This is a genomic window from Halopseudomonas sp., assembly GCF_038130085.1.
Lineage (GTDB): Bacteria > Pseudomonadota > Gammaproteobacteria > Pseudomonadales > Pseudomonadaceae > Halopseudomonas.
This window is the reverse complement of the sequence record NZ_JAYPMU010000017.1, coordinates 1-24527: the sequence shown is the minus strand read 5'-3', so window position 1 is coordinate 24527 and position 24527 is coordinate 1. Positions and strand designations below refer to the sequence as shown.

Below are 24527 nucleotides of genomic sequence, written 5' to 3'. Positions count from 1 at the left end.
GAAATGCAGACCAAAGATCGTGTAGCAGTACTGACCGGTGCAGGCAGCGGCATCGGACGTGCGCTAGCCAATGCCCTGGCGCGCACCGGCTGTAATCTGGCGCTAGCAGACGTAAACCCGGACTCGCTCGCGGAAACTGCGGCGCAGGCGCGGGCAATGGGTGTGCGCGTCAGCGAGCACCCGCTGGACGTATCGGATCGCGCCGCGGTTGCAGCACTGCCGGCTGCGGTCGTCGCCGAGCACGGCAGCGTCGATCTGCTGATCAATAACGCTGGTGTGGCCCTGGGCGGTAACTTTGATCAAGTGAGCGTGGAAAACTTCGATTGGCTGATGTCCATCAATTTCGACGGGGTCGTGACCATGTGCCGCGCATTCCTGCCGCTGCTCAAACAGCGCCCTGAGGCACGCATCGTCAATATTTCCAGCCTGTTCGGCCTGATCACACCCGCTGGCCAGACCGCCTATTGTGCAAGCAAGTTCGCAGTTCGGGGCTTCTCAAACGCCTTGCGCCTGGAACTACTCGATAGCAACGTGGGTGTTACTGTCGTTCACCCGGGCGGTGTTGCGACGGCGATTGCAACCAGTGCGCGCTCACCGGAAGACGCCAGCGACGCAGACAAGCAGAAGAAGCTCGACCGAGCGAACCGCCTGCTTCGGATGCCGCCCCCCAAGGCAGCGCAGATCATTCTCAACGGTATTCAGCGCAACAAGGCACGAGTACTGGTGGGCAACGACGCACGCATTCTGTCCTGGCTTGAGCGCCTGATGCCGGTCAATTACTGGCGTCTGCTGGCGGGTCTGGCTACCAAAGACGAATAAACACCCACCTGATGCAAAGGATCTTAATGTGAACTATCTGTTCAGTATTCTGCTGATTGCACTGCTGCTGGGTATTGCCGGGCTGTACCTCTATACGCTGTTCATTGCCAAACGCGTTGAACTGGGTATGCCGCCGGAAGGCAGCTTCGTCACCGTGATGGGCAACCGTATTCACTACATCGAGCAAGGCAGCGGCCCAGACACGATCCTGCTGATCCATGGCCTGAGCGGGGTCGCGCAAAACTTCGGTTATGGCGTTATCGATACGCTGGCGAAAACCCACCGCGTCGTCGCCATTGATCGCCCCGGTAGCGGCTATTCCGAGCGCCCTTCCCGCTCTTCCGCCTCGCTGGCGGTACAGGCAGATGTAGTGGCCGGCGTGATTGATGCACTGCAACTGGGCAAGCCATTGCTGGTTGGCCACTCGCTCGGTGGTGCAGTTTCCCTGGCTACCGCACTGCGCCACCCTGATAAGGTCAGCGGGCTGGCGCTGGTTGCGCCGCTCACTCACATGCCTAGCAAGGTCTCCGATGCCTTCAACGGCTTTGCCATTCGCCAACCCTGGTTACGCACACTAATCGGCTGGACCCTGGCCGTGCCCGTATCCATCCGCAAACGCGAGCAGATCATGGATATTGTGTTCGGACCGGAACCGGTACCAGCGGACTTCCCAATTCGCGGCGGCGGCGTGCTCGGCATGCGGCCTAGCCACTTCATCGCGGCCTCGACCGACATGACGGCGTTGGATGCAGTGCTGCCGCTAATGCAGCTGCGCTACGACGATCTGGATTTGCCCATCGGCGTACTGTACGGACGTCAGGACCGCATTCTCGATCCACAGGAGCAGGGTCAGGCGCTGGCTGATCGGCTTGCCACGGTCGAGCTGGAGTTGATCGACGGCGGTCATATGCTGCCGATTACTCAGCCGGACGTCACGATTGAATTTATCCAGCGTCAACTGCAGCGCCGGCAGGCTGCCTGAGGAAAGTGGGGCGCGAATGCGCCCCAACCTCCCGTGATCGGCGTCACAGCATCGCCCCCCGTCATGAACCGCCTTGCACCTCCCCAGTCACAGGTTCTGTGTTTACTGAAGGAGGAACGCCCCAATGAAACACTGGAAAGTAGTCACACTTGGCCTTCTCGGCCTGTTCATTCTTGCTGGCTGCGGCAACGATTATCTGGTGCGCACCAGCGACGGTCAGGTGATGGAAGCCGAAGACAAACCGCAGATCGACGAAGACACAGGCATGATCGAGTTTGAAGACGCGACCGATCGTGACCGCCAGATGAAGCAGGAAAACGTCGAAGAAATCATCGAGCGTTGAGCTTCATCGGGGCTGCCCCGGGTGGCCCCACGTCTTTCCTTCCCCGTTGACCGCCCCCTGCCCTTCGACCCACATCACGCCTGCCGTTAGATTATTAGCGTGGTACGCGTCTTGGCAGGCGCACTGACATCAAGTACGCAGTCTGTCGGCTAGTCTATTCCGAGCATGCCGCGAAGGTGGCGAGCACGATAGCTCGACGATAAAATACGCGGTTTCCAACGATAGGCAGTCACTGCCACCGCTCTCCGTGAGGTCCCTGATGTCCACCCCGTCCAACGCCCCAAAAGTTGGCTTTGTTTCACTCGGCTGCCCGAAGGCATTGGTCGATTCCGAGCGCATCCTTACCCAGCTGCGCACTGAAGGCTATCAGGTGGTTCCCACCTACGAAGACGCTGACGTCGTGGTGGTCAATACCTGCGGTTTCATTGATACGGCCAAGGCTGAATCACTGGACGCCATCGGCGAAGCCATCGCCGAGAACGGCCGCGTTATCGTGACCGGCTGCATGGGTGTTGAAGAGAATGCAATCCGTGACGTTCACCCAAGCGTGCTTGCGGTGACCGGCCCGCAGCAGTACGAGCAGGTGGTCAATGCCGTGCACGAAGTGGTGCCGCCGAAGCAGGACCACAACCCGCTGATCGATTTGGTGCCGCCGCAGGGCGTCAAGCTGACTCCGCGCCACTACGCGTACTTGAAGATATCGGAAGGCTGCAACCACAGCTGCAGTTTCTGCATTATCCCGTCGATGCGTGGCAAACTGGTCAGCCGCCCGGTCGGTGAAGTGCTGAGCGAAGCTGAGCGCTTGGCCAAGGCGGGCGTGAAGGAGGTGCTGGTCATCTCTCAGGACACCAGCGCCTACGGCGTCGACATCAAGTACCGCACCGGCTTCTGGAACGGTCGTCCGGTCAAGTCACGCATGACGGAAATGTGCGAAGCTCTCAGCGAGCTGGGGATTTGGGTGCGCCTGCACTACGTCTACCCCTACCCGCACGTGGATGAGCTGATTCCGCTGATGGCCGAAGGCAAGATTCTGCCGTACCTGGATATCCCCTTCCAGCACGCCAGCCCGACTGTGCTCAAGGCCATGAAGCGCCCGGCCTTTGAAGACAAGACGCTCGCACGCATCAAGAAGTGGCGCGAGATCTGCCCCGAGCTGACGATCCGCTCGACCTTTATCGTCGGCTTCCCGGGCGAAACAGAAGAAGACTTCCAGTACCTCCTCGACTGGCTGACCGAAGCCCAACTCGACCGCGTGGGCTGCTTCAAGTACTCCCCTGTCGAAGGCGCCCCTGCCAACGATCTGGGCCTTGAGCCGATTCCGGAAGAGGTGCAGCAGGAGCGCTGGGAGCGCTTCATGGCGCACCAACAGGCGATCTCCACCGCGCGTCTGCAGCAGAAGATCGGCAAAACCATTCAGGTCATCATCGACGAAGTCGACGAAGAAGGCCCAATCGGCCGCTCTATGGCTGACGCCCCCGAGATTGATGGCAACGTCTATCTGGACACCGACGAAGACCTGAAGCCGGGCGACATAGTTAGTGTCGTTGTCACCGATGCGGACGAGTACGACCTCTGGGCGCAATTGGCCTGAGTCGTTACACCGGCCACCGCACTTCTGTGTGGTGGCCGGCCAACAGCCGCAGCCTTAGTCCAGCAGTTGACGATGCTGATAAAGCTGCTGCCAGTGTTCGCCGTTCTTGGTGCTGACTTCAGTATCAAAGTAATGCCTCACCCGCCGACGATCCTGCGGGTTATCTTTCAGCGCCGCGCCGATGATGAAGTGCAGCAGGTCCTCCGGCGCCATTTTGCCTTCGCGGTAATACCAGGCGTACACCATCAACGCGTGAGCAACAGCCACTGCTTCGGCGGTCGACATAACGGCCGCGGCCAGCCGGTCGGTGCTGCGACCGCTTAGCGTTTGTCCGCCACGCAACTCATGAAAAATGGTGACGAGCATCTCCAGGATGGCGGGCTCTGGCGCCATATCGACCCCCGACTGACGAGCCAGCATGGTTGCCTCGCGCAGCACAATATCCAGCTCCGCGTCGAGGTCATCGATCGGTTCTATGGTTTCAAAATTGAGTCGCCGCTTGAGCGCCGCGCTCATATCAAACAAGCCGCGGTCCAGTGAGTTCGAGGTGGCGATGACGTTGAAACCCTCGCGAGCGTAAAGCACGCCGTCGTCCCCCTGTAGCTCAGGAATCTGCAGCTGGCGTTCGGAGAGAATCGACAGCAACGCGTCTTGTACGAGCTGCGGACAACGCGCCAGCTCCTCGAAGCGCACCAGCTTGCCCTGTTCCATACCGATGAACAGCGGCCCAGGGATCAGCGTCTCGCGGCATGGTCCGAGCTTGTCTAGCAGGCTGGTATTCCAGTCGTAGATCAGTTGCCGATAATGGGAAATGGTGCCGCCCTGAATAGTCAGTCGCGACTGGCCTGATACGCCACAGGCAATCAGCTCCGACAACCAGGACTTGGCGGTACCCGGCTCACCGATCAGCATCGCGCCGCGATTAGTGGCCAGCGAGACGATTACCCGGCTGACCATCTGCCGCGGCGCAACAAATTTGCGCTCGATACCCAGTGCCTCGTTGCCGAGTACAAAATGCTCGATAGCCGTGGGAGACAGGAGCCAACCTGGCGGTACTGGCCCGCGATCCCATTGCTGCAGCTTGATCAGTTGATCATGAAAACGGTCTTCCGCCGCTGGCCGCTGGATAGCCTTGTCTGTCATGTCCATTCTCCTCAGGCCTTCCACTGACCGCGTTTTTCCGGCGCCATGCGCTCCTGCGGCAGAATTCGCGGCAGCTCGCTGAGCGGAATATTGCCCTGAATCACGTGATCCAGCGCGCTGTCGCGCATCGTGTAGAGTCCGGAGTCGAGCGCAAGCGCCCGCAGCTCGCCTACCGGGGTATGCCTCGACACGGCGTTGCGCAATTCGCCGTTGAACTGCAGGTATTCAATCACCCCTACCCGACCACGGGTGCCCGTGCCATTGCACTGCGGGCACCCCTTGCCGCGAAAGCAGCGAAAGCCCTTGGGGATTGCCTTGGGGAAAAGCTCCTTGAGAATCTCCGGGTCCGGCTCGTCCTCCACCTTGCAGTGCTCGCATACCCGCTTTGCCAGCCGCTGGGCGATTACTGCCAGCAGCTCGCTGGCCAGCGAGTTGGGGTGTACGTTGAGATCGAACAGGCGCTGAACCGCGTCAACGGCGTCGTTGCAGTGCAGCGTCGAAAGCACCACGTGGCCGGTCTGCGAGGCACGAATGGCTTCTTGTGCAGTCTCGTGATCGCGGATTTCGCCGACCAGAATTACGTCCGGATCCTGACGGACGAATGAGCGCATGGCATCGGCAAAGTTGAAGCCGATATCCGGCCGCACGCGGGTTTGCTGGATGTTATCGATCGAGTACTCGATCGGGTCTTCGACTGTGATGACCTTGCGCGTGGTGTCCTCGGCCAGCAACTGCAGACCGGCATTGAGGGTGGTGGTTTTACCTGAACCGGTAGGCCCTACCACTAGCACCAGCCCGGCGGGATTGCGCAGCAATCGCCGGTAAGCATTGGCGATATGCTCCTGCATGCCCAGCTTTTCGATGCTGATCAACGACGAGTTCTGCGGCAACAGGCGAATGACCACGTGTTCGCCGTGCAGCGACGGCTGCACCTGCACCCGCAGATCAAACCGCGCATCGCCAACCCGTGCCTGCGAGCGGCCGCCCTGCGGTAACCGGCGTTCGGCGATGTTCAGCTCCGAGCGCAGTTTGACCACGTTGATCAGCCCTGCGTATTCCGCTGGCGTGATGTAATAGTGGTTCAGATCGCGCAGCTCTCCATCTACCCGCAGGCGTACCCGGATGTTGGCGCCGTAGCGCTCCAGATGAATATCGCTGGCCCGATCGGCGACGGCATCCAGCAGCAAGGCTTCATACAGATTGACCAGCTTGGCTTCGCTGTTATCGCCCTGCGAGGCCAGCAGATCACTGTCGCTGCTACTGAGGGTCGCCTGCTCGGTTCGATCGAGGGTCTTGCCACCGCGCTCCAGCGCGCCCCAGATGCGCCGATAATCAACTGGCGTTACCAGCACCCGGTTAATCTGCAGTCCGGGAAACAGCTGCTGAACCTCCGCCATTGGCGCATTGGGATCGCGACAGGCGACCGTTACCGCCTTGCCATCTGAGCTGATCGGAATGATGTGTTCGTGGCTAAGGTAGGCGCGAGACAGGTTGGCGTGCAATTTTGGATCGATACGCGCCATCACCTCGTTGGCACTCAGCAACGGCAAGCCATACTGGTCAGACAGGGCGCGGTAGAGCTTTTGCGCGTCGAGATTTTGCAAGCGGCTGATTTCATCAACGACCAGAGTGCGGTTGCGCGCAGCCTGCGTCCTCGCCTCGCGCAGCATTTCTGGGGAGACAAACCCGAGCTCGACGTAGATGTCGTCGCCATTGGTGACGAATTCGATAAATCCGTGCTCACTGCGCGCAATCCGCTTATTGCCGCGGTTGATGTATTTGATTAGTACCTGGCGGGAGGCGTCGCCGATTTCGATGCAAAGGAACTCACCGCGCAGCGCCAATTGATCCCACAGCGGCTCGCGGGTAGTGATCTTTGGGGTGGATACCAGAATCAGATCAAAGGGGCCAAGTTCTGCTGCTCCAAGCGCGGCGTCGGCACAACGCACGGTGACATTTGTCAGCCCCTGCGCTGCGAGAGCTTGCCGAGAAAAATCGGCCAGCGGCTGTAAACGCTCCACCGCCACGACCTCTTTGGCCAGCATCGCCAGTACCGCGGTCAGATAACCTGAACCTGAGCCCAGATGCAGCACCCGCGAGTCAGGCTCGATCCGGCACGCCTCCAGAATCTGTTCGACCGCTTTCTGCGGGGGGATACCACGACCAGCAACGCGCGGCTGCCCGTCACTGAGAATAAACGCCTTGCGATCAACGCTCCCCAGTGCGTGTGCGTTGCGCTCAGCCCGTTCTTTGATCTGCAAATCAGCCCCCTGTAACTGCCAAATACAAGCACTGCACTACGCATATTTAGTACCGAACGAGACAAAGTGTAGTCCCGCCGGGCAGTCAACAAGCTGACCTTGATCAATAGCCCTATGCCATCAATCACTACAGTAGCCTATTGATACATACTTAGTACTTTGTAATTAAGCTCTTTATTTGCCATATTCGATACGCCCGCGCCCATTTATACGCTGGCACCGCACCGTTGGTTTACTTCGGTGTACCGAGCAACTAAAGAGACCAGCAAATGGCAATGGACCGCAGCTCCGCCGATACGACCGGCACCACCTTGCGTGCCCTTTTTGACTCCGTTGGCGCCTATGTTTACGCCAAAGACCGGCAAGGACGTTACATTTACGCCAACAAAGCGGTCTGCGATCTCTACGATCAACCGCAGCAGGACATTCTCGGCCGAGACGACAGTGCCTTCATGGATATGACGTACTCGGAGTCGCTGGTTCGTAATGATCGCGAAGTGCTGGAACATGGCGCCGAAATTCACGAAGAAGAGCAGATGCTGCTCTTGCATGAGAGCAAACCGCGGGTATTTTGGACCATCAAGGTGCCGATTCGGGGCGAAGATAACCAGATAATAGGCCTCAGCGGGATCTCCTCCGAGCTGAACGACAGCTTCCTCAATACCACAAACTCCATTCGCCACAACCGGCTGCTAAATACCATCCTCTCCAACGTCGACGCCTATATCTACGTAAAGGATTTCGACGGCACCTACCTCTATGCCAATCAACGCGTAGTCTCGTTATACGGTCAGCAGAACGAGGATATCGTCGGTCGGACTGACATGGATGTGCACGAACCCGATGTGGCGCGTCGATTGATGGCGCTGGACCGCGAGGTGCTCGACTCTCAGAGTCGTCAAACCAGTGAAGAGCTGTTGGTCGACATCGACGGTAAAGTTCGGCATTTTTGGTCGATCAAGATGCCCATTCATCTGCCAGGCCACCCCAACGCCCTGATCGGCTTTTCGTCTGAAATCACCGAGCTGCTGGCCCTGCGTCATAACATCGAACAGGCGCGAACCACAGACCCGTTGACCGGGCTGTTCAATCGCGTGGCATTCGACGAGCTGCTGGACCGGCAGATAAACTCGGTCGATCAGCGCGGCAAGAAGCTCGCGGTGATCGTGCTCAATTTGGATCAGTTCAAGTATTTGAACAACACGCTCGGGCAGCACGCTGGCGACGAGGTACTGCGTCAGGCAGCCCAGCGCCTGGAGTCTGCTAGCTGGCTAAGCGGCCACCTCGGCCGAATGGGCGGCAATACCTTCGCGGTGTTGTTGTCAGGCCTGGCTAACGCTGGCTAACGCTGGCGACGCGGCGTCGCTCGCCGAACGGATTCGTCTGCGCCTGAACGAACCGTTTCAGATCAACAACCAACCCTTCCATCTCACCGCCAGCCTGGGTGTCAGTCTGTATCCCGATGACGGCGACAGCGCGCAGGCGCTCATGGCCAATGCCGAATCTGCGATGTATCACGCCAAAGATCTGGGGCGAAACCAATGGTGCTTCTACTCGACCTCGCTGGGAGCTGCCGTCAGTGAACGACTGGACCTTGAGCGGGACCTGCGCGCAGCCTTACCAGCGGACCAGTTTGAGCTCTATTACCAACCCAAGATCGCCGCAGCCGACGGCGCAGTTACCGGCGTCGAGGCACTGTTGCGCTGGAGTCGCCCGGGGCACGGCATGGTCCCGCCCGACCGTTTCATACCCTTGGCCGAACAGCTTGGCCTGATCGTACAGATAGGCGATTGGGTCATCAGCGAAGCCTGCCGTCAGATGGCAGCATGGGCTAGCGAGGGTCTCAATATCTCAATCGCAGTGAACTTGTCCCCGGCTCAGCTGGCGCAATCTGAGCTGATCACGCGGGTTACTGCATTGATGAAGCAGTATCAGATTGGGCCAGACATGCTGCACATGGAAGTCACCGAATCAATGATGCTGCACGATCCCGAGATGGCGATTGCCAACCTGCAGCGCCTGCGTGACCTTGCTGTGGTGCTGTCGATAGATGATTTTGGTACAGGGTATTCGTCCATGGCATATCTGAAGCGACTGCCGGTAAACAAGATCAAGCTGGACCGCAGTTTCATCCAGCAAATTGCGAGTGATCCACGCGAGGCAGACCTCTGTGCTGGCATCATTGCACTGGCCCACAAGCTTGGTTTACTGGTCGTAGCCGAAGGTGTTGAAACCATCGAGCAGCAGCAAATTCTCGCTGCGATGGACTGCGATATATTTCAAGGCTACCTGTTCAGCAAGCCGCTGCCGAAGGATAAGGCCACTCGTTTCCTGCTGGATACAACGGCAGTGGCATGTGCCCGTTAAGCGGCACCGTGGTACAACCGAAGAACCCAATGGCAATACAACCCTGCGCTGGTCTTTACTAAGATCAAACCGTCGAACAAGGAACCGTTTCATATGGATAACCTCGCGCTGCAATGCCGCTGCGGCCACGTCAAAGGACGTGCGATCAAGGTATACCCCAGCGAAGGTACTCGGGTGGTCTGTTATTGCCGCGACTGCCAGGCTTTTGCTCACGCATTGAACGCCGCAGACGTGGTGCTCGACGCACAGGGGGGTACTGATATTTATCAACTGCCGCCAGCACGACTGCAAATTCATCAGGGCCACGATCAAATCCGCTGTCTGCGCCTGAGTGAGAAGGGTCTATACCGCTGGTAAGCCGGATGCTGCAACACCCCCATGGCCAACACTCTTGCACCGCGAGTTCCACTGGTGGGCCTGCTGCACAGTTTCATCAGCGACCCCGATGCCGAATGCAAAACTGGGCCAGTGCGTGCGCGGGTGAACCTGGGCGGAGCGACCGCAGAGGTGCCACGCGAGCAAGTCCGGGCGACCCCCTCACGCGGCTATATGCGCAAAATTCTGTTCAAAATGCTTAGCTGGAAGCTGACTGGCAAAAGTCGGCCAAACCCGTTCTTCTCTGGTAGCACCCCCGTTGCGACGCCAAGAATCATGAACCCTGGAGAGCAAATAGCGCAGTCGCGGAATAACTGAACGCTTGGTACAACCTGAACACTCAATTAATATTTGCTGGCCGAGTGCCATGACGACGCTCGTAATCTATCGATATGGATGATCCTCAATGGGTGTAAGCCGTACCTTGCTGCAGTTTTACCTGCTTATGCTGCTGAGCTGCGGCGTGGTCGCCGAACCGCGCATTCAGATCGAGTCCCCTGAAGTAAACCTCACAGACTTTCGTATCGGCTATTACATCGATGACAGCTGGGAGTTGAGCTACGACCAAGTCCGTCAGCAGCAATTCAAGGAAACCAGCAGCACAACCACATTGGGCACTAACGCCAGGGTTACCTGGTTCCGCCTTCCGATCGAGAACCAGAGCGGCCAGACCCTGGCACTGAACATTCACCTGCCTCATGCGTACCACGTGCGATCGGTTGATTTTTTCGAGGAACGTGACGGCGCGCTAGTGCACAGCGCCGAACTGGATCTTGAGCAGGCGCATGACAGCCGCATAATGTTCCGCGGCAATGCGGTTTACCCTCTTACCCTGCCCCCGGACAGCAGCACCACCCTGTATATCCGTAGCTTTGCCTATTCACACCAGTGGTTTGCCATCGACATCCTCGATCAGGAGCACTCACGCCGCGCGCTGGTAGGTGTTGCCAACGATGTTGCGCTGCTGGTCGGCATGATGCTGGCACTGGTGTTCTACAACGTGCTGCTGTATTTCGCGACCAGCAAAATCGAGAACATCTACTACTCGTTTTACCTTATTTCGGGTCTGGTCTGGATTGCCCTGTCATACGGCCTCGTCGCCAGCCTGTTCGACGTCTATGGCTCGGAGGTATTCATGTTGAATATCTCCCTGATCACGATGCCGATCTTCTTGCTGCTGTTCATGATGGCGATCTTTGAAACCCGCCAGCAATACCCGCTTGAGCACCGCTTTCTGCAAGCCGTTCTGGTGCCGCTGTGCGGCATGTTCGTGTGGGGCCTGTTTGATATTTCCGGGGCACTCAAGCCGGCGAGCAGCATGGCCCTGGTGATGATGATCGTGACCCTGTCGGTCAGCATCTCGCTGTTGCGCAAGGGCAACCCCTTGGCCAAGTACTTCCTGATTGGTCACCTGCTGTTCGTGCTGTTCAATGTGCTTGCGGTGATCTTCTACAAGGGGCTAATCAAGCCGAACTACATCGTCAGTCATGGCACGGGGCTTGGCATCATGCTCGAAGCGCTGATGCTGGCGTTCATCATCTCTCACCGTATCAAGATTCTGGAGGGTATCCGCGCCTCTCAGGATGAGTTAAAAAAGCAGGCGTCCACCGATCCCCTGACACGCTTGCATAACCGTCGCCACTTTGCAGCCGAAGCGGAATACCTGTTGGCGCTGTGCCAACAGCAGAAGCAACCGATGACGATCATGATTGCCGACATTGATCACTTCAAACAGGTGAATGATCGCTGGGGGCATCCTGCTGGCGACAAGGTGCTGGTGCGTATCGCCCAGACGTTGAAAAATTGCAGTCGAAATCGTGACCTGCTGGCCCGTTTTGGCGGCGAAGAATTTGTCATATTGCTCCCCGACGCCGACTTGAAACAGGCCATGCTCTGCGCCGAACGGATACGCACATCGGTTGAACGCACCCTGTTTGAAAGCGGCACTGATGCGCCGCTGCACGTCACGCTGAGTCTCGGGGTCACGCAGATCGACACCGAGCACGACAGCATCCAATCCGCTCTCGCCAGAGCGGATCGAGCGCTGTACGAGGCCAAACACAGCGGCCGCAACCGGGTGTGTATCAGTGAACAAGCGCCGTCATTGGCGTAGGCTGCGCCGCTCCACTCTGACTCAGTAGCCGAGTGTGAATGCCTTGCGCACGTGCCGAGGCTGTTCCACCTCATCAATCAGTGCGACCGCAAAGTCTTCAATCGAAATGTGCGATCTACCCTGGCTATCCGTCACCAACGTGTCGCTCCCCAAGCGATATTGACCTGTTCGCTCCCCGGCCTGCAGCATTGCCGCGGGTGAAACGTACGTCCAGTCCACCCGCGTCTCGTCAAGGCAGCGTTCATACTGACGCTGGCATGCCGTGGCGATGGGTACGATTTCGGGCGGCAGAAAACCGGGTGTCGTCAGCACCGTCTTACCACCCTCGCCCGGCACCAACAGGCGGGCCGCGCCACCGACCACCAGCACCCGCGAGCCAGACGCTGCAACGGCATCCAGTACTGCACCAGTCAGTTCTGGCAGGGTTTCTTCCTTGCCCTCTGTCGGACGCAGGGCACTGATAACGACGTCGTACCCATCCAGCGCCGCCTCCAGAGTGTGCGCATCTCCAATCTCGGTAACCACGATGGTGACTCCCTCCGGGATATCTGCCGCCCGACGCGATGAGCGCACGAACGCAGTCACCCGATGGCCACGCTGCAACGCCTCGCACACAACTCTGCTGCCTACGTCTCCGGTAGCACCCAAAACTGCAATATTCATGATCCGTCTCCTTGCGAGCGAGTTAAAAATCAACGTAAAACTTTGCCAAAGGTCAGCAGCGCAACGCCCGTTCCGATAAGTAGCGCCCCCGGCAGCAACCCGTGCGGTGGCGCTTCGCCTTGCAAAAAAATGGCGACCGGGACCGCGGTCAAAGCTCCGACCGAACCAAGCAAGCTCAGTAACACCGGCCCTCCGGTCTTTTGCAGCACAAACAACAACTGAAACATCGCCGCGAACACCAGCGAATGAGTGGCGATAAGGATCAGCACCGGAGCTTGATTCAGCGGGACGCGCAGCGAGAGACCGGGGAAACTTGCCGCAGCGGCCAGCAGGATGGCTGCCGCCACCAACATGCCCGGGGCCAAGGCGCTGGCAGACGCCCCGACAGGCCAGCGCAGCGTGCGATACAAATTACCCGCTGCCAGCATCCCAGTTCCGACCAGCACCGGCACAATCCACCACCGGTCACTGCCGACAGTCGAGAACTTCCCAGCGGCCAAGACTGCGGCGCCCGCCAGCGCGACGACGACGCCCGCGGCTCTCAGCCATTGGAAGCGCTCCATCTTGAGCGACAGCGCACCTGCGTATGTCAGCAAAGGAGGTAAACAGATCAGCAGCGCGACAAAACCCGCACCAACGTGCGGAACGGCGCTGAAGAACAACAGGTTGGACCCGGCGACGCCCAGCAATGCCGACACCAGGTAGTACTCCAGCGATCGCGCATTGATTGGCGGTAACTCGCGCCTGCCTGCAGCAAGGCTCAACAATATCGCTGCCGCTCCGACAACAGACCAGAACAGAAACGCCAATGGAGAAAGGCTCATCTCGCTGGCCGTTTTGGCTAGATTGGTCGACAGGCCAAGCAGCACTCCCCCACCAACCAGGCTGAGAAGCGGCACCGCCCATTTGAAACGGAGCGCGGGGGCAACTGTGGTTTCAAGATTGATCATGGCTACTCCTGAATTTATCTTGAAGCCAAGATAAATAGATTCAATCTTGACGTCAAGATAACTCCGTGAAAAGCTACGCCCCATGGATCACATTGAACGCATTCTCAGCCAGTGGCGACGCGAACGCCCCGACCTGGACGTCGCGCCTATGGGCACGATCGGCCGAATAAAGCTGCTGAACCAGATACTGGTTCAGGCGATGGAAAAGACTTGGGGCGGGTTCGGGCTCAACGGTGCCAGTTTTGACGTACTGGCAACGCTGCTTCGCGCAGGGCCACCCTATGCCCTGTCGCCCGGTGACCTCATCGCATCGACCATGGTCACCTCAGGAACGATGACCAACCGCATTGATCAGTTGGTAAAGTCTGGGTGGGTTGAACGGGTGAAGAATCCCAATGACGGCCGAGGTTTTCTGATCTCGCTAACGCCTGAAGGCCACAAGCTGATTTCTGCAGCCATCGCCGCGCACGTAGAGACCCAGCATCAGCTTGTGGCCCCGTTGCCCGAAGACCAGCTTCTGCTGCTTGATCAGGCGCTGGCAGGGTTTCTTGCTGCGCTGCAGAAGTCGTAACCTTCGCCGAATCAGATAGTGGCGAGCGTGGAAGGTTATCCGCGGCACTAGTGACTGTTGCTCTTTTACTGGTTGATATCCCAACATCGCGACGCCGCGCACCGTCCTGCTCTCTGGTTCCGCAGCATCGGGGGCCTGGAGGGAATCGCGTATCACACCGGGCTGTGCGTCTCGGTGCGACCAATCCCCATGTTGTTGGCTACCCGCTCATACTCAACGAGAGCGCCCCGAAAACCGCTCTGATCGGCGCTAGGCGGTTACTGGAACGTAAGCGCCAAAAGCACGGCTCACGGACAGTAGGCGCCACTAAAGCTTCCTCTTTGCGCCACGCTGCTGCGCCGCAAAGGACATCCCTGCAGGTGGCAAGTGCTGCTGGACTTTGCGCCTTTTCACCAGCAAAATCGGGTCGCCATGGAGGGCACAGTGCTATCACGCGTGACTCCTGGTTTAGCGTTTACCAGCCTTGATGATGTATGCCGCACTAGATGAAAAAGGAATCGTACGTGAAGAAATACGGAAAGATTGCTGCACTTGCCGCTTCCGTGGCACTGATGACCGGGTGTGCCACTGGCCTCAACTCCATTCAAGAACGTGAATACAGCGCCATGCAAGCCAAAGGCGTGTTGGTTGAGGAAAAGAATCCAACCACAGGAGCTGTGCTTGGCATTCTGCCAGGTTTTGGCTCGTTCTACGCTCGGGAACCGGGCTACGGCTTCGTAAACCTGCTGTTCTGGCCGCTCTCCGTTTTTTGGGATCCAGTCAGCGGCTACGACGGCTCCAAAACCATCAACTACGACATCACCAAGCACAAGTTGAAGCGCGAAATGGATGCGGAGCTATCTGCTCTCGACGACAAGCTGACAGTGGGTGAGATCGACAGCGCGACCTACATCCTCAGCAAGCGCGAGATCGAGCAGAAGTACACCTTCTACTGATCGTCGCAGGGCAAGCGCTAAAAACGCGTTTGCCCTGTTCCAGTAAGCTGCATAGTGCGCCACTTTCCGCCATCGACAGACTGTGCTTGACTGGGCTCTGATCCGGTACGCGGGAGCCGCACATGTCCGTTCGAGTCATCATTCTGTTGTCTTTGGCCCTACTCGGTGGGTGCAAACAAGAGCTTGAATCCGTTCCGCTACCGGAGTTCGTCCAAAGCTGGACGAAGAAGACACAAAACGACGATCAACGCGTCTGGGACGGGGTAGTTGGCAACTGGTACGGATCGCTTGTGCGCGAGGATGGCTCCCGCCACCAATGGCTTAACCGGCACTACGGTGACGGAACCTATGAGGTCGACTTTCAAACCACCAATGCAGACGGCGAGGTGAACTTCTCTCGTGAAGCGGGTCAATGGGGTGTCGCAGCGGGTGTCTACTTCACCATTTTTCGTGGGTGGCTTTATGACGATGCGTTCGACCCCTCCGATCCGAGTGACGCCTTCAACTACGACGCCTACCGCATGCTCGAACTGCATCCTGACCGTTTCATATACGAGAGTTTGAAGACGCAAACCCGCTACGAAGCCCATCGCGTACCAGCGGGATTTCGCATCCCCGCCCCCGAAGACGAGGCAGAGATCTGATAGATTTCGGCAGCATCCATTAGCTTTACATACCATTGCAAAATCCCGCTTGGGTCTAGTATCCGCAGATGCCATGATCTCGCCCTCCGCTCTGCGAGACGCGCCATGCTTGCCCTCTTTTTCACCGCTGCTGTGTTAGGCCTGATATTCAATGCTGCTCCCGGTGCTGTTTTCGCCGAGACCGTGCGCGAAGGCGTGCGCGGCGGTTTCCGCTCGGCACTGGCGGTGCAGGTGGGATCGCTGGTGGGTGATGCGACCTGGGCCATTCTCGGCCTGGCTGGCGTTGGCCTGCTACTGCAGATGCAGGCCCTGCAATTGCCGATTGGCATAGCGGGCACGGCATATTTGCTCTGGCTATCGTGGGACTCGTGGTCCGCCGCCAGTCAGGAGTTTGTGATCGAAGGTGCCAACAGCCATGCCGATACCCGTCGCGCGCTGCGCTCCGGGGTGCTGCTGTCTATCACTAATCCACAGAACGTTGCCTATTGGGCCGCTCTTGGCAGCGCCATGGGCGCGGTTGGTGTGGCAGAACCGACGCTGACGCACTACAGCCTGTTCTTCGCGGGGTTCATGGCGTCCTCGCTGGTTTGGTGCGTGGTGTGCGCCTCGATCGTTGATCGGGTCTTCCGTAACACAGGTCAGCGCTGGGCCAGGCTCACCTATCGCCTGTGCGCAATCGCGTTTCTGTTGTTGGCGCTGTCGTCGATCAAAAATCTGCTGCAACCTGCCATCGCCGGCGCTCCGCCAAGCGAGCAGGTTCAAGCCCCGGAGGTCAGCCGAGGCAATTGAGTTTTCGCCACCCGGCGGTCATGCGCCTTGCACTGGGCATTTATTGCACAATTTTTTGTACGCCCTCTTGGTTGCCAGCGCGACAAATGACATCATGCCGCGCCTGAATTCGCCGGATACATCATGCTTACCCTGTTTTTCGCTGCTGCTGCCCTTGGTCTGATCTTCAACGCTGCGCCCTGCGCGGTCTTCGCTGAAACAGTGCGCGAAGGTATCCGTGGCGGTTTCCGCTCGGCGTTTGCTGTGCAGATCGGCTCGTTGGTTGGCGATGCGACCTGGGCCATTCTCGGTCTGGGCGGAGTCGGCCTGCTGTTGCAGATGGAAGTGTTGCAGATTCCGGTAGCGATAGCCGGCGCAGCCTATCTGCTGTGGCTGTCATGGGAGTCGTGGTCGAGTGCTGATCAGGAGTTTTCGGTGGATGCCCAGTCCGGGGGCTCTTGCCGCAAGCGCGCCTTACGCGCCGGCGCTGTGCTGTCGCTGACCAACCCCCAGAACGTCGCCTACTGGGTAGCACTGGGCAGCGCCATGGGCGCGGTAGGTGTTTCCAATCCGACACTTACCGATTACGGCATGTTCTTCGCCGGTTTTATGGCCGCCTCGGTGGCGTGGGCGTTTGTCTGCGCAGCGATTGTCGATCGGGTCTTCCGCAATGCCGGCCGCCGTTGGGCACGACTGACCTACCGTATCTGCGCCATCGCGTTTCTGGCACTGGCTTTGGCGTCAATCAAAAACCTGCTGCAAACGGGCACCAGCGCCGTAACTGAGACAGTCGTCGCGGCGCCCCCGTCCCAAAACGTCTGAGCATCTTGTCAAAGGCTGTTAGCTCGCGCGAATATCCGCTCACATCCAATGCAAGGCCAGCGCTGAGCAAGTCCGCACCTTTCCTTTCGAGTAGCCTCCATGCACCCTGTGCTGATCTCCATTGTGCTGCTGACCTTCAGCAATATCTTCATGACATTTGCCTGGTACGCGCACCTCAAGGAGCTTAACAACAAGCCCTGGATCATCGCCGCACTGGTCAGCTGGGGCATCGCACTGTTTGAGTACCTGCTGCAGGTACCAGCCAACCGAATCGGTTATGGCGTCCTGTCGGTCGGGCAGCTGAAGATCATCCAGGAAGTGATAACCCTCTCGGTGTTTGTGCCATTTTCGGTGATGTATCTCAAAGAACCGCTGAAACTTGACTATTTGTGGGCCGGGCTCTGCTTGCTGGCTGCGGTGTACTTCATGTTTCGAGACAAGCTGGGTTAACCTCCACGCTGATCCGACCTAATCCGCTACCTCGCCTGCAAGGAACGCTCGTGCTGATCCCTCTACTGCTGAATCTGATCCTGCTGTTTGGTGCTCTGGTGCTGTTCTTCGCTGCGTGCGGCATCGCCAACAATTGCGACAACCTCAGTCCGCTGGAGGACAAGATCCTCAACAGCAGTCTGTTTGTGCCGGGTCCGCTGCATCTGGTAACGCTGCTGGTCATCGCGCTGGATGCGCTTTCAATGCTGCAAATTCAGGATCCACGCTGGCTGTACGTGCCAGTTACCGTGAGCCTTGCGTACTGGATCATTCTTATGACGATCAACGCGCGTAAAAACCGGTACCTGCGCGGCGATTAAACCTATTGCAATGACGCACTGCGGACTTCCGCCAGGCTGACACAATCGCAGCGATCTGACGGGAGGTTACAAGCTTGCGATGATCACGTCTTAAGATGCCGCTTTACACTGTATTTTCATACAGTAGAATAGCGACAAGTCAGATCGGCAGCGCCGATTACCCCACTCGCCAACAAGCCAGAGGTGCACATGGCCGTTGAAATTGTTTATCGCAGCAGCAGAGACCCGGAGCAACTTTTCATGGATAAAGCCCAAGCCGATCGTCATGACAAGATGCTGGAACTGGCGGAAACCCTGAGCGAGGTATTGCAGAAGGCTGTCCCACAGCTGGGTGAACAGCTAGCCGAAGAAGTGAGCATTTACATGGCTCGTAACCGGGACCTGTTCGCTAAAGCGTTCAAGAGCAATCCGGAAGCCCTCGCCGAGCTGGAAGAGCCCGGCGCGGCCTGAGGCGACGTAACTTTACTGGTACATCCAGAAGTTAGGATGCGCCAATTCGGGCTTTGCCGACTGCTCTGCCGCCCCGCGTTTGATGATGCGCTTGAGTATCCTCATGGTGTTGCTCCCCCGCTGATTGTGTTGAACATGGGGAGCATCATCAGGCAGCCCGGATGTTTAGGAAAACGAATTAGCTCTATGTAATTTATTGAGAAAAATAATCACATCCTGACGCTGACGGGTGAACCCATCCTTCAAGCGGCTCATCGCACTGCTTCAACATCCCCTCTTATCCAAAACGACGCCCATCAACACATTCTGCGGTCTCGCTTTTTCCCGTGCCTGCTACGCTGACAGAAACGCAAGAATAATAGCTTTGCGCCATGCCTGACCGGCACCGTTGCGCTAATGGCATATCCCCGGGAGCTTTCGCCATGAATATGCTGCGCCGCTTCTCCATTCTCCAACGCCTGATAACCGTCACCCTGCTGGTGTTGCTCATTGTGCTGGGGCTGGTCACGGCCTTCGCAATCGACTATCGCAAGAGCCTGCTGGACGGCCGCGCGATGAAAACCCAGCACTTGGTTGAATCGGGTCTCGGGGTAATCCAGTACTTCCATCAACAGCAGAAGAACGGCGAGCTGACCGAGCAGCAGGCGCAACAGCAAGCGGCGAGCGTTCTGCAAGGTATGCGCTACGGCGGCAATGAGTATTTCTGGATACACTCCAACGACCTGCAGATGGTCATGCATCCCTTCAGCACTCAACTGGTGGGTAACAGCGTCGCCGAAATCCAGGACCCTAACGGCAAGTACCTGTTCCGCGACATGGTCGCGGTGGTGAAGGCAGAATCAGCCGGTTTTGTTGAGTACATGTGGCCAAAACCTGGCGTCACCGACCCCGTGGCAAAAATTTCCTACGTTGCGGGCTTCGAACCTTGGGGCTGGATTCTGGGGTCGGGCATCTATCTGGATGACGTCAGTGAGACCTTCTGGGCCGATATGCTGCCCAAACTGACCGTTGCGGCGCTGGGCTTACTGCTTTTGGTGGGTATTAACCTGCTGATCGCTCTGAGCGTCAGTCGCCCTCTTGCCCACGCAGTCTCAGCGATGCACGACATCGCGACCGGTGATGGTGATCTCTCGCGCCTTTTGGACGCCAGCGGCAACGATGAGGTAAGCGAGCTGGCCATGGGGTTCAACGCATTTACCGACAAGCTGGCACAAGTGATCGATGAATTACGCGACGTTGTGGCGAACAACCGCCGCATCGCAACCGATGTTGGCTTGGCAATGAGCAAAGCAGAGGCCTCTTACAACCAGCAAAACAGCGAGCTCGACACCATTGCCTCGGCGGTTGAAGAGATGAGCGCAACCTCGGACGAAGTAGCGCAGCGCATGTCCGATTCCGCCGACGCAGCCAGACAGGCCAATAGCCATGCTGCTGACGGCCAGCGTGCTGCGGATACCACAGCCCAAACCATGCGTGTGCTTGCCCGGGATATCGCCCAGGCCGGCGCGGCAGTGGACGAATTGAACGCACAATCCCACACCATCGACTCCGTGCTGGAGGTGATACGTTCAGTTGCAGAGCAGACCAACCTGCTGGCGCTGAACGCAGCCATCGAAGCCGCAAGAGCTGGCGAACAGGGGCGCGGCTTCGCCGTGGTAGCCGATGAGGTTCGAACCCTCGCCAGCCGGACGCAGGCGTCCACCGACGAGATTCGCAGCATCATTGATTCATTGCAGACCGGCACCGCCAAGGCTGTCAGCTCAATGCAGGGCAGTCACCGGCAGTCGGAAGACATGCAGCAGCAGGTGGAGAACTCGCGTTCTGCACTGAAATCCATCGCCGATTCGGTAGATACCATCACAGATATGACCAGTCAGGTCGCTGCGGCGGCCGAGCAGCAATCGCGCACCAGCACCGAGATTTCCGCGAGCCTGAGCCAGCTCAGCAATCTTGGTGACAGGGTGCTGCGCGAGCTGCAGGACACGGCACTCAATACCCAGCAACTGACTGACTCGGCGCAGCAACTGGAGCAACTGATCGGCCAGTTCAGAACCAAACGGCATTGAGCCAATCTCCGGATCGCCTATCGGGCGTGCGCTGACCGAAGCTGAAATAAACTGGGCCGCTGCATGCTGACTGCCCTGGCAACAGCCAACCAGCTCACAGATCCAGCGAATGACGTGTAGCGTTTTGTTGCCAATTCAATAGCGCCAGATTTTTAACGCTACAATGCGCGCCGCTTCTGGCCACGAAGCCGTTTCTCTAATTAATACAGCGCAAATCGGCTCGCCCATGGCATTGCAGCTCGGTTTGCAAGGAGCACGACGATGCGCACGATGATTGCCTCACTGGCCTTGGCTGTTGCTACCAGTCAGGTTCAGGCCAAGGTAGACCCCAGCCAGGCTGAACGACTGGGACGGGATCTCACTCCACTTGGCGCCGTGCAGGCGGCTAACGCCGACGGCAGCATCCCCGCATGGACCGGTGGCGTCACTGCTCCGGCGGGCTACCGCCCCGGCATGCATCATCTCAACCCATACAGCAGCGACCCGGAACTGTTTTGCGTCGATGTCGCCAATCTCGGCCAATACCAAGAGCAGCTCCCTGCCGGCCTGGTCGACTTGCTTAAGCGCAACCCTGAGTATTACTTGCGCGTATTCCCCAGCCGCCGCAGCGCCGCTGCGCCAGAGCGGATTTATCGCGCGACCCGCGCCAACGCCACTCGCGCCGAGCTGATTGCCAACGGCAACGGACTGCGCGGAGCCGCCGCCGGCATTCCGTTCCCGATCCCGCAGGAGGGAATGGAAGCCATCTGGAACCATATCTTGCACTACAAGGGCGAGCAGACCCGCTTCGTGAACAGCCAGGCCGTGGTGATCAACGGCAAGGCTAACCTGATCAAGCGCGACCGGGCGATCTACTACGTCTACAACCGCGAAGGCATGACCACCGAGCGGTTGGACAACACCCTGCTCTACTACAAGTATGTTGTCACTGCACCGTCAAAGCTGGCCGGGACGGCACTGGTGGTGCAGGATCCGCTTGACCAGGTTCTGACCACCCGCCGCGCCTGGCGCTACAGTCCCGATAGCCGTCGTGTTCGTCGCCTGCCCACGCTGGCGTATGACTCCGTGCAGCCAGACACCAGCGACCTCGCCACCGCGGACGTGGTCGACTCGTTTAACGGCGCGCCGGATCGCTACGATTGGAAGCTGATCGGCAAGCAGGAAATGCTGGTGCCTTACAACAGCTATCAGGTCCATCAGCAGGGCATTCCCTACGATCAGATCGTCTTGCCACGAACGCTAAACCCGGAACTGTTGCGTTACGAGCGACACCGGGTCTGGGTTGTGGAGGCGACCCTGCGCACTGGCTACCACCACCCTTACGCGGCGCGGCGCTTCTATCTCGATGAGGACAGCTGGCAGATTCTCGCTGTCGACCTGCGCGACAAGGATGGCGAGCTTATCGGCCTGCAGGAAAGCCACCCGATCAGCTATTACGACGTGCCAATGTTCAGCAGCACCTTGGAAACCCTTTATCACCTGCGGGAGGGTAATTACTTCGTCGACGGTCTCGACAATAACGAGCCGATGTACGATTTCAACGCCGTATTGTCACCGCGCGACTTCTCGCCGCAGGCGCTGCGCCGCGAGGGCAATTAGGTCGGTTTGGGCAGGGGCGCAATGCCCCTGCCCAAACCGCCCGACACGGGCTATCAATCACCTGACATTGAGCAGACCGGATGTCGTGCGGCAGACATTTTCTGCGCCCTGGCGGATCTCCTGCATGATCGAGCTAACCTGCAGAACCCGCCCGTTACCCTCCTCAGCCGTAAGGCTTGCCGACCCGATTGTCTCGGTTACCTTGCGGGTCAGATCACGATTACGCTGAACCACGTCGGCGATTTCCGCAGTGGATTTGCTGGTTCGCGCAGCCAGCTGCCGCACTTCGTCGGCTACCACAGCAAAACCGCGACCCTGCTCACCTGCGCGGGCCGCTTCGATAGCCGCATTTAGCGCGAGCAGATTAGTCTGGTCAGCGATGGCCGAAATGGTCGCAACAATCTCTTCGATATTTTTGGACTGCGCATTGAGCTGCGCAATCAATTCGGTTGCATCTGCCATCTGCGCGGCAATACGTGCCGATGTCTCGACCGCCGCTTGCAGCGACGCCATGCCCTGCTGTGCGATGGCAGCAGTTTCTTCGGAGGTGCTGCTGGCGACCTCGGCAGCCTGACGCACCGCCTGACTCTGCTCGATCCTGTCGGTGATGTCGGTGGCAAACTTGACGACCTTTATGACCCTTCCCCGCTCGTCGACAATAGGGTTGTAGGTCGCTTCCAGCCAGATAATACGGCCCTGACTGTCTATACGATCAAACTGGCCAGACTTAAATTCGCCACGTCCCAGTTCTGCCCAAAAATGTGGGTACTGCCGGGCAAAGGTGTCAGTACAGAACATCCGGTGATGTTTGCCTGTTATCTGCTGCAGCGAGTAACCAACAGCCGCCAAGAAGTTACGGTTGGCGGTAATAATCTCGCCGTTTGGGGTGAATTCGATCACCGCAAGCGACTTGTCCAGTGCAGCCATCAACGCCTTTTGATCCATCCCTGCCGCACGCTCGGCAGTCACATCACTGGCCAGCATCACCACCTTGTTGATTGTGCCGCTTGCGTCCGGCACCGGCACATAGGTCGCTTCCAGCCACAAAGGCTGTCCGTCGGCGCGCAGTCGTCGATAGGTTCCAGCGCAAGCTCTCCCCTGTGCCAGCGCAGCCCAGAACTGGCGGCGAACCTCGCCCGTAACCTCCTCGGATCCACATAGCAGGTCGTGCGACTGATTGATCAAGCGTTCGTGTGAATAACCCAACAACGCAAGCATCTTCGAATTGGCATCGACAATCTCGCCATTCAGCGTGCACTCCAGGCAGGCCAAGTGGGTTTCCAATGCCGAAATGTGCGCTTTTTGCTCCGCCAAGTCACGTCCTTGAGACTTGTACAACATTTTAAGTTTTCGATTAAACATGTAAGTACGCTCTGCGGCTGAGGAAGGAGCAAATACGGACTAGAAAACGTTGGTAAACGCGTATTCCGCCCGCATATAGGCATCTAATCCGTGATAATCCCTACGACGGGATGTTAATTTCCGGCGATGCGAAAGCTATCAAAACCTATACAAGATGTATGCAGAATGCAGATAAAGGCCGTACAAGACCACCTCGCGTGCGGAGAAACAGTGCGAGTCGTTGGATAGGTGGGGGTATTAGCGAAGGACGCCAGTCGCCGACGTCCGAGCATCGGCGGCTGGTAACAGGGGGCGTCAGTTTGACGGCAAATGCGGCTTGAGAATCTCGTATAGAACCGGGCGGTTGGCCTTGATTTCTTCTGCGCTCAGGCCTTCCAGCGAATGCGGATACTTGAGCCAGGCGTCGGTGCTGTGCAGGTAGTAATGCGGCTCCCAATCCAGTTCGTTGCGGCTGGGCTTGTAGTACGGTACCGCGACCCGGATATCGTGGGGCGTATTCAGGCGCGCCTTCTGGCGCAGCTCGTTAATAATGGCTTCCAGCGAGCGCCCGGTATCAAATACGTCATCGACGATCAGCAATGAATCCTCGTGAGTCACGTGTTTGACCAGATAATTCAGGCCGTGCACGCGCACCTCCTTACTCTGCTGGTCGATACCGTGGTAGGACGAGGTACGAATCGCGATATTGTCCGTCTGCACGCCGTGGTAATCCAGGAACTCCTGAACGGCGATACCCATAGGCACACCGCCACGCCAGACAGCGATCATGAACGTCGGACGAAAGCCCGAATTGAGCACCTGCGCGGCGAGACTGAACGCGTCTTCCAGCAGACTTTGTGCACTAAGGAAACGCTGATCAAATCAGATTTGCGCATCACCCGCGCCGATCAACTG

23 protein-coding genes and 2 pseudogenes are annotated in these 24527 nt (G+C 58.2%); 19 read left to right on the top strand and 6 right to left on the bottom strand.

The window, feature by feature from the left end:
* The first annotated feature begins 3 nt into the window (after positions 1-3).
* From AAFM31_RS12995 to rimO, 4 genes are all read left to right on the top strand, one after another.
* A complete protein-coding gene (locus tag AAFM31_RS12995) occupies positions 4-819 on the top strand; it encodes an SDR family NAD(P)-dependent oxidoreductase (RefSeq protein ID WP_341708353.1) in 816 nt (271 codons plus the stop codon).
* A 28-nt stretch (positions 820-847) separates the two neighbouring features.
* Positions 848-1801: an alpha/beta hydrolase gene (locus tag AAFM31_RS12990; RefSeq protein ID WP_341708352.1), complete on the top strand. Its 954-nt coding sequence runs from the start codon at positions 848-850 to the stop codon at positions 1799-1801.
* Positions 1802-1925: 124 nt separating this feature from the next.
* A complete protein-coding gene (locus AAFM31_RS12985) occupies positions 1926-2144 on the top strand; it encodes a YgdI/YgdR family lipoprotein (RefSeq protein ID WP_341708351.1) in 219 nt (72 codons plus the stop codon).
* 259 nt (positions 2145-2403) lie between these two features.
* Complete coding sequence (gene rimO, locus AAFM31_RS12980; RefSeq protein ID WP_341708350.1) at positions 2404-3735, top strand: 30S ribosomal protein S12 methylthiotransferase RimO; 1332 nt, start codon at positions 2404-2406, stop codon at positions 3733-3735.
* A 54-nt stretch (positions 3736-3789) separates the two neighbouring features.
* On the opposite strand, the gene AAFM31_RS12975 is transcribed toward rimO, so the two are convergent.
* Together AAFM31_RS12975 and AAFM31_RS12970 are read right to left on the bottom strand one after the other, a co-directional pair.
* On the bottom strand, positions 3790-4878 hold the full coding sequence (locus AAFM31_RS12975; RefSeq protein ID WP_341708349.1) for an AAA family ATPase: 1089 nt from the start codon (positions 4876-4878) through the stop codon (positions 3790-3792).
* 11 nt (positions 4879-4889) lie between these two features.
* Positions 4890-7139, bottom strand: coding sequence for an ATPase, T2SS/T4P/T4SS family (locus AAFM31_RS12970; RefSeq protein WP_341708348.1), 2250 nt, complete (start codon positions 7137-7139; stop codon positions 4890-4892).
* Positions 7140-7408: 269 nt separating this feature from the next.
* Here AAFM31_RS12970 and AAFM31_RS12965 point away from each other — a divergent pair, with 269 nt between their 5' ends.
* From AAFM31_RS12965 to AAFM31_RS12945, 5 genes and pseudogenes are all read left to right on the top strand, one after another.
* On the top strand, positions 7409-8485 hold the full coding sequence (locus AAFM31_RS12965) for a GGDEF domain-containing protein (RefSeq protein WP_341708347.1): 1077 nt from the start codon (positions 7409-7411) through the stop codon (positions 8483-8485).
* Positions 8442-8621, top strand: a pseudogene (locus AAFM31_RS17730) (hypothetical protein); the annotation flags it as partial. The gene AAFM31_RS12965 and the pseudogene AAFM31_RS17730, both read left to right, overlap by 44 nt.
* A gap of 27 nt (positions 8622-8648) precedes the next feature.
* Positions 8649-9506, top strand: a complete 858-nt coding sequence (locus AAFM31_RS12955) for an EAL domain-containing protein (protein WP_341708345.1) — start codon at positions 8649-8651, stop codon at positions 9504-9506.
* A gap of 93 nt (positions 9507-9599) precedes the next feature.
* A pseudogene (locus tag AAFM31_RS12950) lies at positions 9600-10199 on the top strand (DUF6151 family protein).
* 88 nt (positions 10200-10287) lie between these two features.
* Positions 10288-11994: a diguanylate cyclase gene (locus AAFM31_RS12945; RefSeq protein ID WP_341708344.1), complete on the top strand. Its 1707-nt coding sequence runs from the start codon at positions 10288-10290 to the stop codon at positions 11992-11994.
* 21 nt (positions 11995-12015) lie between these two features.
* Here AAFM31_RS12945 and AAFM31_RS12940 read toward each other — a convergent pair whose 3' ends face one another.
* Together AAFM31_RS12940 and AAFM31_RS12935 are read right to left on the bottom strand one after the other, a co-directional pair.
* Positions 12016-12657 carry an NAD(P)H-binding protein gene (locus AAFM31_RS12940; protein ID WP_341708343.1) on the bottom strand — a complete coding sequence of 214 codons (642 nt, stop codon included), beginning with the start codon at positions 12655-12657 and terminating at the stop codon, positions 12016-12018.
* Positions 12658-12686: 29 nt separating this feature from the next.
* The gene (locus AAFM31_RS12935) at positions 12687-13607 is read right to left on the bottom strand and encodes a DMT family transporter (RefSeq protein ID WP_341708342.1); all 921 of its coding nucleotides are present in this window, start codon (positions 13605-13607) and stop codon (positions 12687-12689) included.
* 82 nt (positions 13608-13689) lie between these two features.
* On the opposite strand from AAFM31_RS12935, the gene AAFM31_RS12930 reads away from it, so the two are divergent.
* The 10 genes from AAFM31_RS12930 (at position 13690) to AAFM31_RS12885 (ending at position 22271) form a co-directional block, all read left to right on the top strand.
* Entirely contained in the window at positions 13690-14178 is a 489-nt protein-coding gene (locus AAFM31_RS12930; protein ID WP_341708341.1) for a MarR family transcriptional regulator, read from the top strand.
* 503 nt (positions 14179-14681) lie between these two features.
* Positions 14682-15113, top strand: coding sequence for a hypothetical protein (locus AAFM31_RS12925; RefSeq protein WP_341708340.1), 432 nt, complete (start codon positions 14682-14684; stop codon positions 15111-15113).
* A 122-nt stretch (positions 15114-15235) separates the two neighbouring features.
* Positions 15236-15757: a hypothetical protein gene (locus tag AAFM31_RS12920; protein ID WP_341708339.1), complete on the top strand. Its 522-nt coding sequence runs from the start codon at positions 15236-15238 to the stop codon at positions 15755-15757.
* Between the two features lie 105 nt (positions 15758-15862).
* Positions 15863-16546 (top strand): LysE family transporter, encoded by a 684-nt coding sequence (locus tag AAFM31_RS12915; RefSeq protein ID WP_341708338.1) that lies wholly within the window; start codon positions 15863-15865, stop codon positions 16544-16546.
* Positions 16547-16669: 123 nt separating this feature from the next.
* Positions 16670-17347, top strand: coding sequence for a LysE family transporter (locus AAFM31_RS12910; RefSeq protein WP_341708337.1), 678 nt, complete (start codon positions 16670-16672; stop codon positions 17345-17347).
* A gap of 99 nt (positions 17348-17446) precedes the next feature.
* The gene (locus AAFM31_RS12905) at positions 17447-17797 is read left to right on the top strand and encodes a DMT family protein (RefSeq protein WP_341708336.1); all 351 of its coding nucleotides are present in this window, start codon (positions 17447-17449) and stop codon (positions 17795-17797) included.
* A gap of 50 nt (positions 17798-17847) precedes the next feature.
* Entirely contained in the window at positions 17848-18156 is a 309-nt protein-coding gene (locus AAFM31_RS12900; RefSeq protein WP_341708335.1) for a hypothetical protein, read from the top strand.
* A gap of 189 nt (positions 18157-18345) precedes the next feature.
* Positions 18346-18606 carry a YebG family protein gene (locus tag AAFM31_RS12895; RefSeq protein WP_341708334.1) on the top strand — a complete coding sequence of 87 codons (261 nt, stop codon included), beginning with the start codon at positions 18346-18348 and terminating at the stop codon, positions 18604-18606.
* Between the two features lie 422 nt (positions 18607-19028).
* Positions 19029-20672 (top strand): methyl-accepting chemotaxis protein, encoded by a 1644-nt coding sequence (locus tag AAFM31_RS12890; RefSeq protein ID WP_341708333.1) that lies wholly within the window; start codon positions 19029-19031, stop codon positions 20670-20672.
* A 270-nt stretch (positions 20673-20942) separates the two neighbouring features.
* Positions 20943-22271: a DUF1329 domain-containing protein gene (locus AAFM31_RS12885; RefSeq protein WP_341708395.1), complete on the top strand. Its 1329-nt coding sequence runs from the start codon at positions 20943-20945 to the stop codon at positions 22269-22271.
* Positions 22272-22328: 57 nt separating this feature from the next.
* Here AAFM31_RS12885 and AAFM31_RS12880 read toward each other — a convergent pair whose 3' ends face one another.
* Positions 22329-23585: a PAS domain-containing methyl-accepting chemotaxis protein gene (locus AAFM31_RS12880; protein ID WP_341708332.1), complete on the bottom strand. Its 1257-nt coding sequence runs from the start codon at positions 23583-23585 to the stop codon at positions 22329-22331.
* A gap of 342 nt (positions 23586-23927) precedes the next feature.
* Positions 23928-24461 carry a phosphoribosyltransferase family protein gene (locus AAFM31_RS12875; protein ID WP_341708394.1) on the bottom strand — a complete coding sequence of 178 codons (534 nt, stop codon included), beginning with the start codon at positions 24459-24461 and terminating at the stop codon, positions 23928-23930.
* Positions 24462-24527: the final 66 nt, after the last annotated feature.

Bases quoted from the DNA above. Each gene is read 5' to 3' on its own strand.
- AAFM31_RS12995 (WP_341708353.1), top strand. From the start codon at position 4: ATGCAGACCAAAGATCGTGTAGCAGTACTGACCGGTGCAGGCAGCGGC.
- AAFM31_RS12985 (WP_341708351.1), top strand. From the start codon at position 1,926: ATGAAACACTGGAAAGTAGTCACACTTGGCCTTCTCGGCCTGTTCATT.
- rimO (WP_341708350.1), top strand. From the start codon at position 2,404: ATGTCCACCCCGTCCAACGCCCCAAAAGTTGGCTTTGTTTCACTCGGC.
- AAFM31_RS12975 (WP_341708349.1), bottom strand. From the start codon at position 4,878: ATGACAGACAAGGCTATCCAGCGGCCAGCGGCGGAAGACCGTTTTCAT.
- AAFM31_RS12965 (WP_341708347.1), top strand. From the start codon at position 7,409: ATGGCAATGGACCGCAGCTCCGCCGATACGACCGGCACCACCTTGCGT.
- AAFM31_RS12955 (WP_341708345.1), top strand. From the start codon at position 8,649: ATGTATCACGCCAAAGATCTGGGGCGAAACCAATGGTGCTTCTACTCG.
- AAFM31_RS12945 (WP_341708344.1), top strand. From the start codon at position 10,288: ATGGGTGTAAGCCGTACCTTGCTGCAGTTTTACCTGCTTATGCTGCTG.
- AAFM31_RS12940 (WP_341708343.1), bottom strand. From the start codon at position 12,657: ATGAATATTGCAGTTTTGGGTGCTACCGGAGACGTAGGCAGCAGAGTT.
- AAFM31_RS12935 (WP_341708342.1), bottom strand. From the start codon at position 13,607: ATGATCAATCTTGAAACCACAGTTGCCCCCGCGCTCCGTTTCAAATGG.
- AAFM31_RS12930 (WP_341708341.1), top strand. From the start codon at position 13,690: ATGGATCACATTGAACGCATTCTCAGCCAGTGGCGACGCGAACGCCCC.
- AAFM31_RS12920 (WP_341708339.1), top strand. From the start codon at position 15,236: ATGTCCGTTCGAGTCATCATTCTGTTGTCTTTGGCCCTACTCGGTGGG.
- AAFM31_RS12915 (WP_341708338.1), top strand. From the start codon at position 15,863: ATGCTTGCCCTCTTTTTCACCGCTGCTGTGTTAGGCCTGATATTCAAT.
- AAFM31_RS12910 (WP_341708337.1), top strand. From the start codon at position 16,670: ATGCTTACCCTGTTTTTCGCTGCTGCTGCCCTTGGTCTGATCTTCAAC.
- AAFM31_RS12905 (WP_341708336.1), top strand. From the start codon at position 17,447: ATGCACCCTGTGCTGATCTCCATTGTGCTGCTGACCTTCAGCAATATC.
- AAFM31_RS12895 (WP_341708334.1), top strand. From the start codon at position 18,346: ATGGCCGTTGAAATTGTTTATCGCAGCAGCAGAGACCCGGAGCAACTT.
- AAFM31_RS12890 (WP_341708333.1), top strand. From the start codon at position 19,029: ATGAATATGCTGCGCCGCTTCTCCATTCTCCAACGCCTGATAACCGTC.
- AAFM31_RS12885 (WP_341708395.1), top strand. From the start codon at position 20,943: ATGATTGCCTCACTGGCCTTGGCTGTTGCTACCAGTCAGGTTCAGGCC.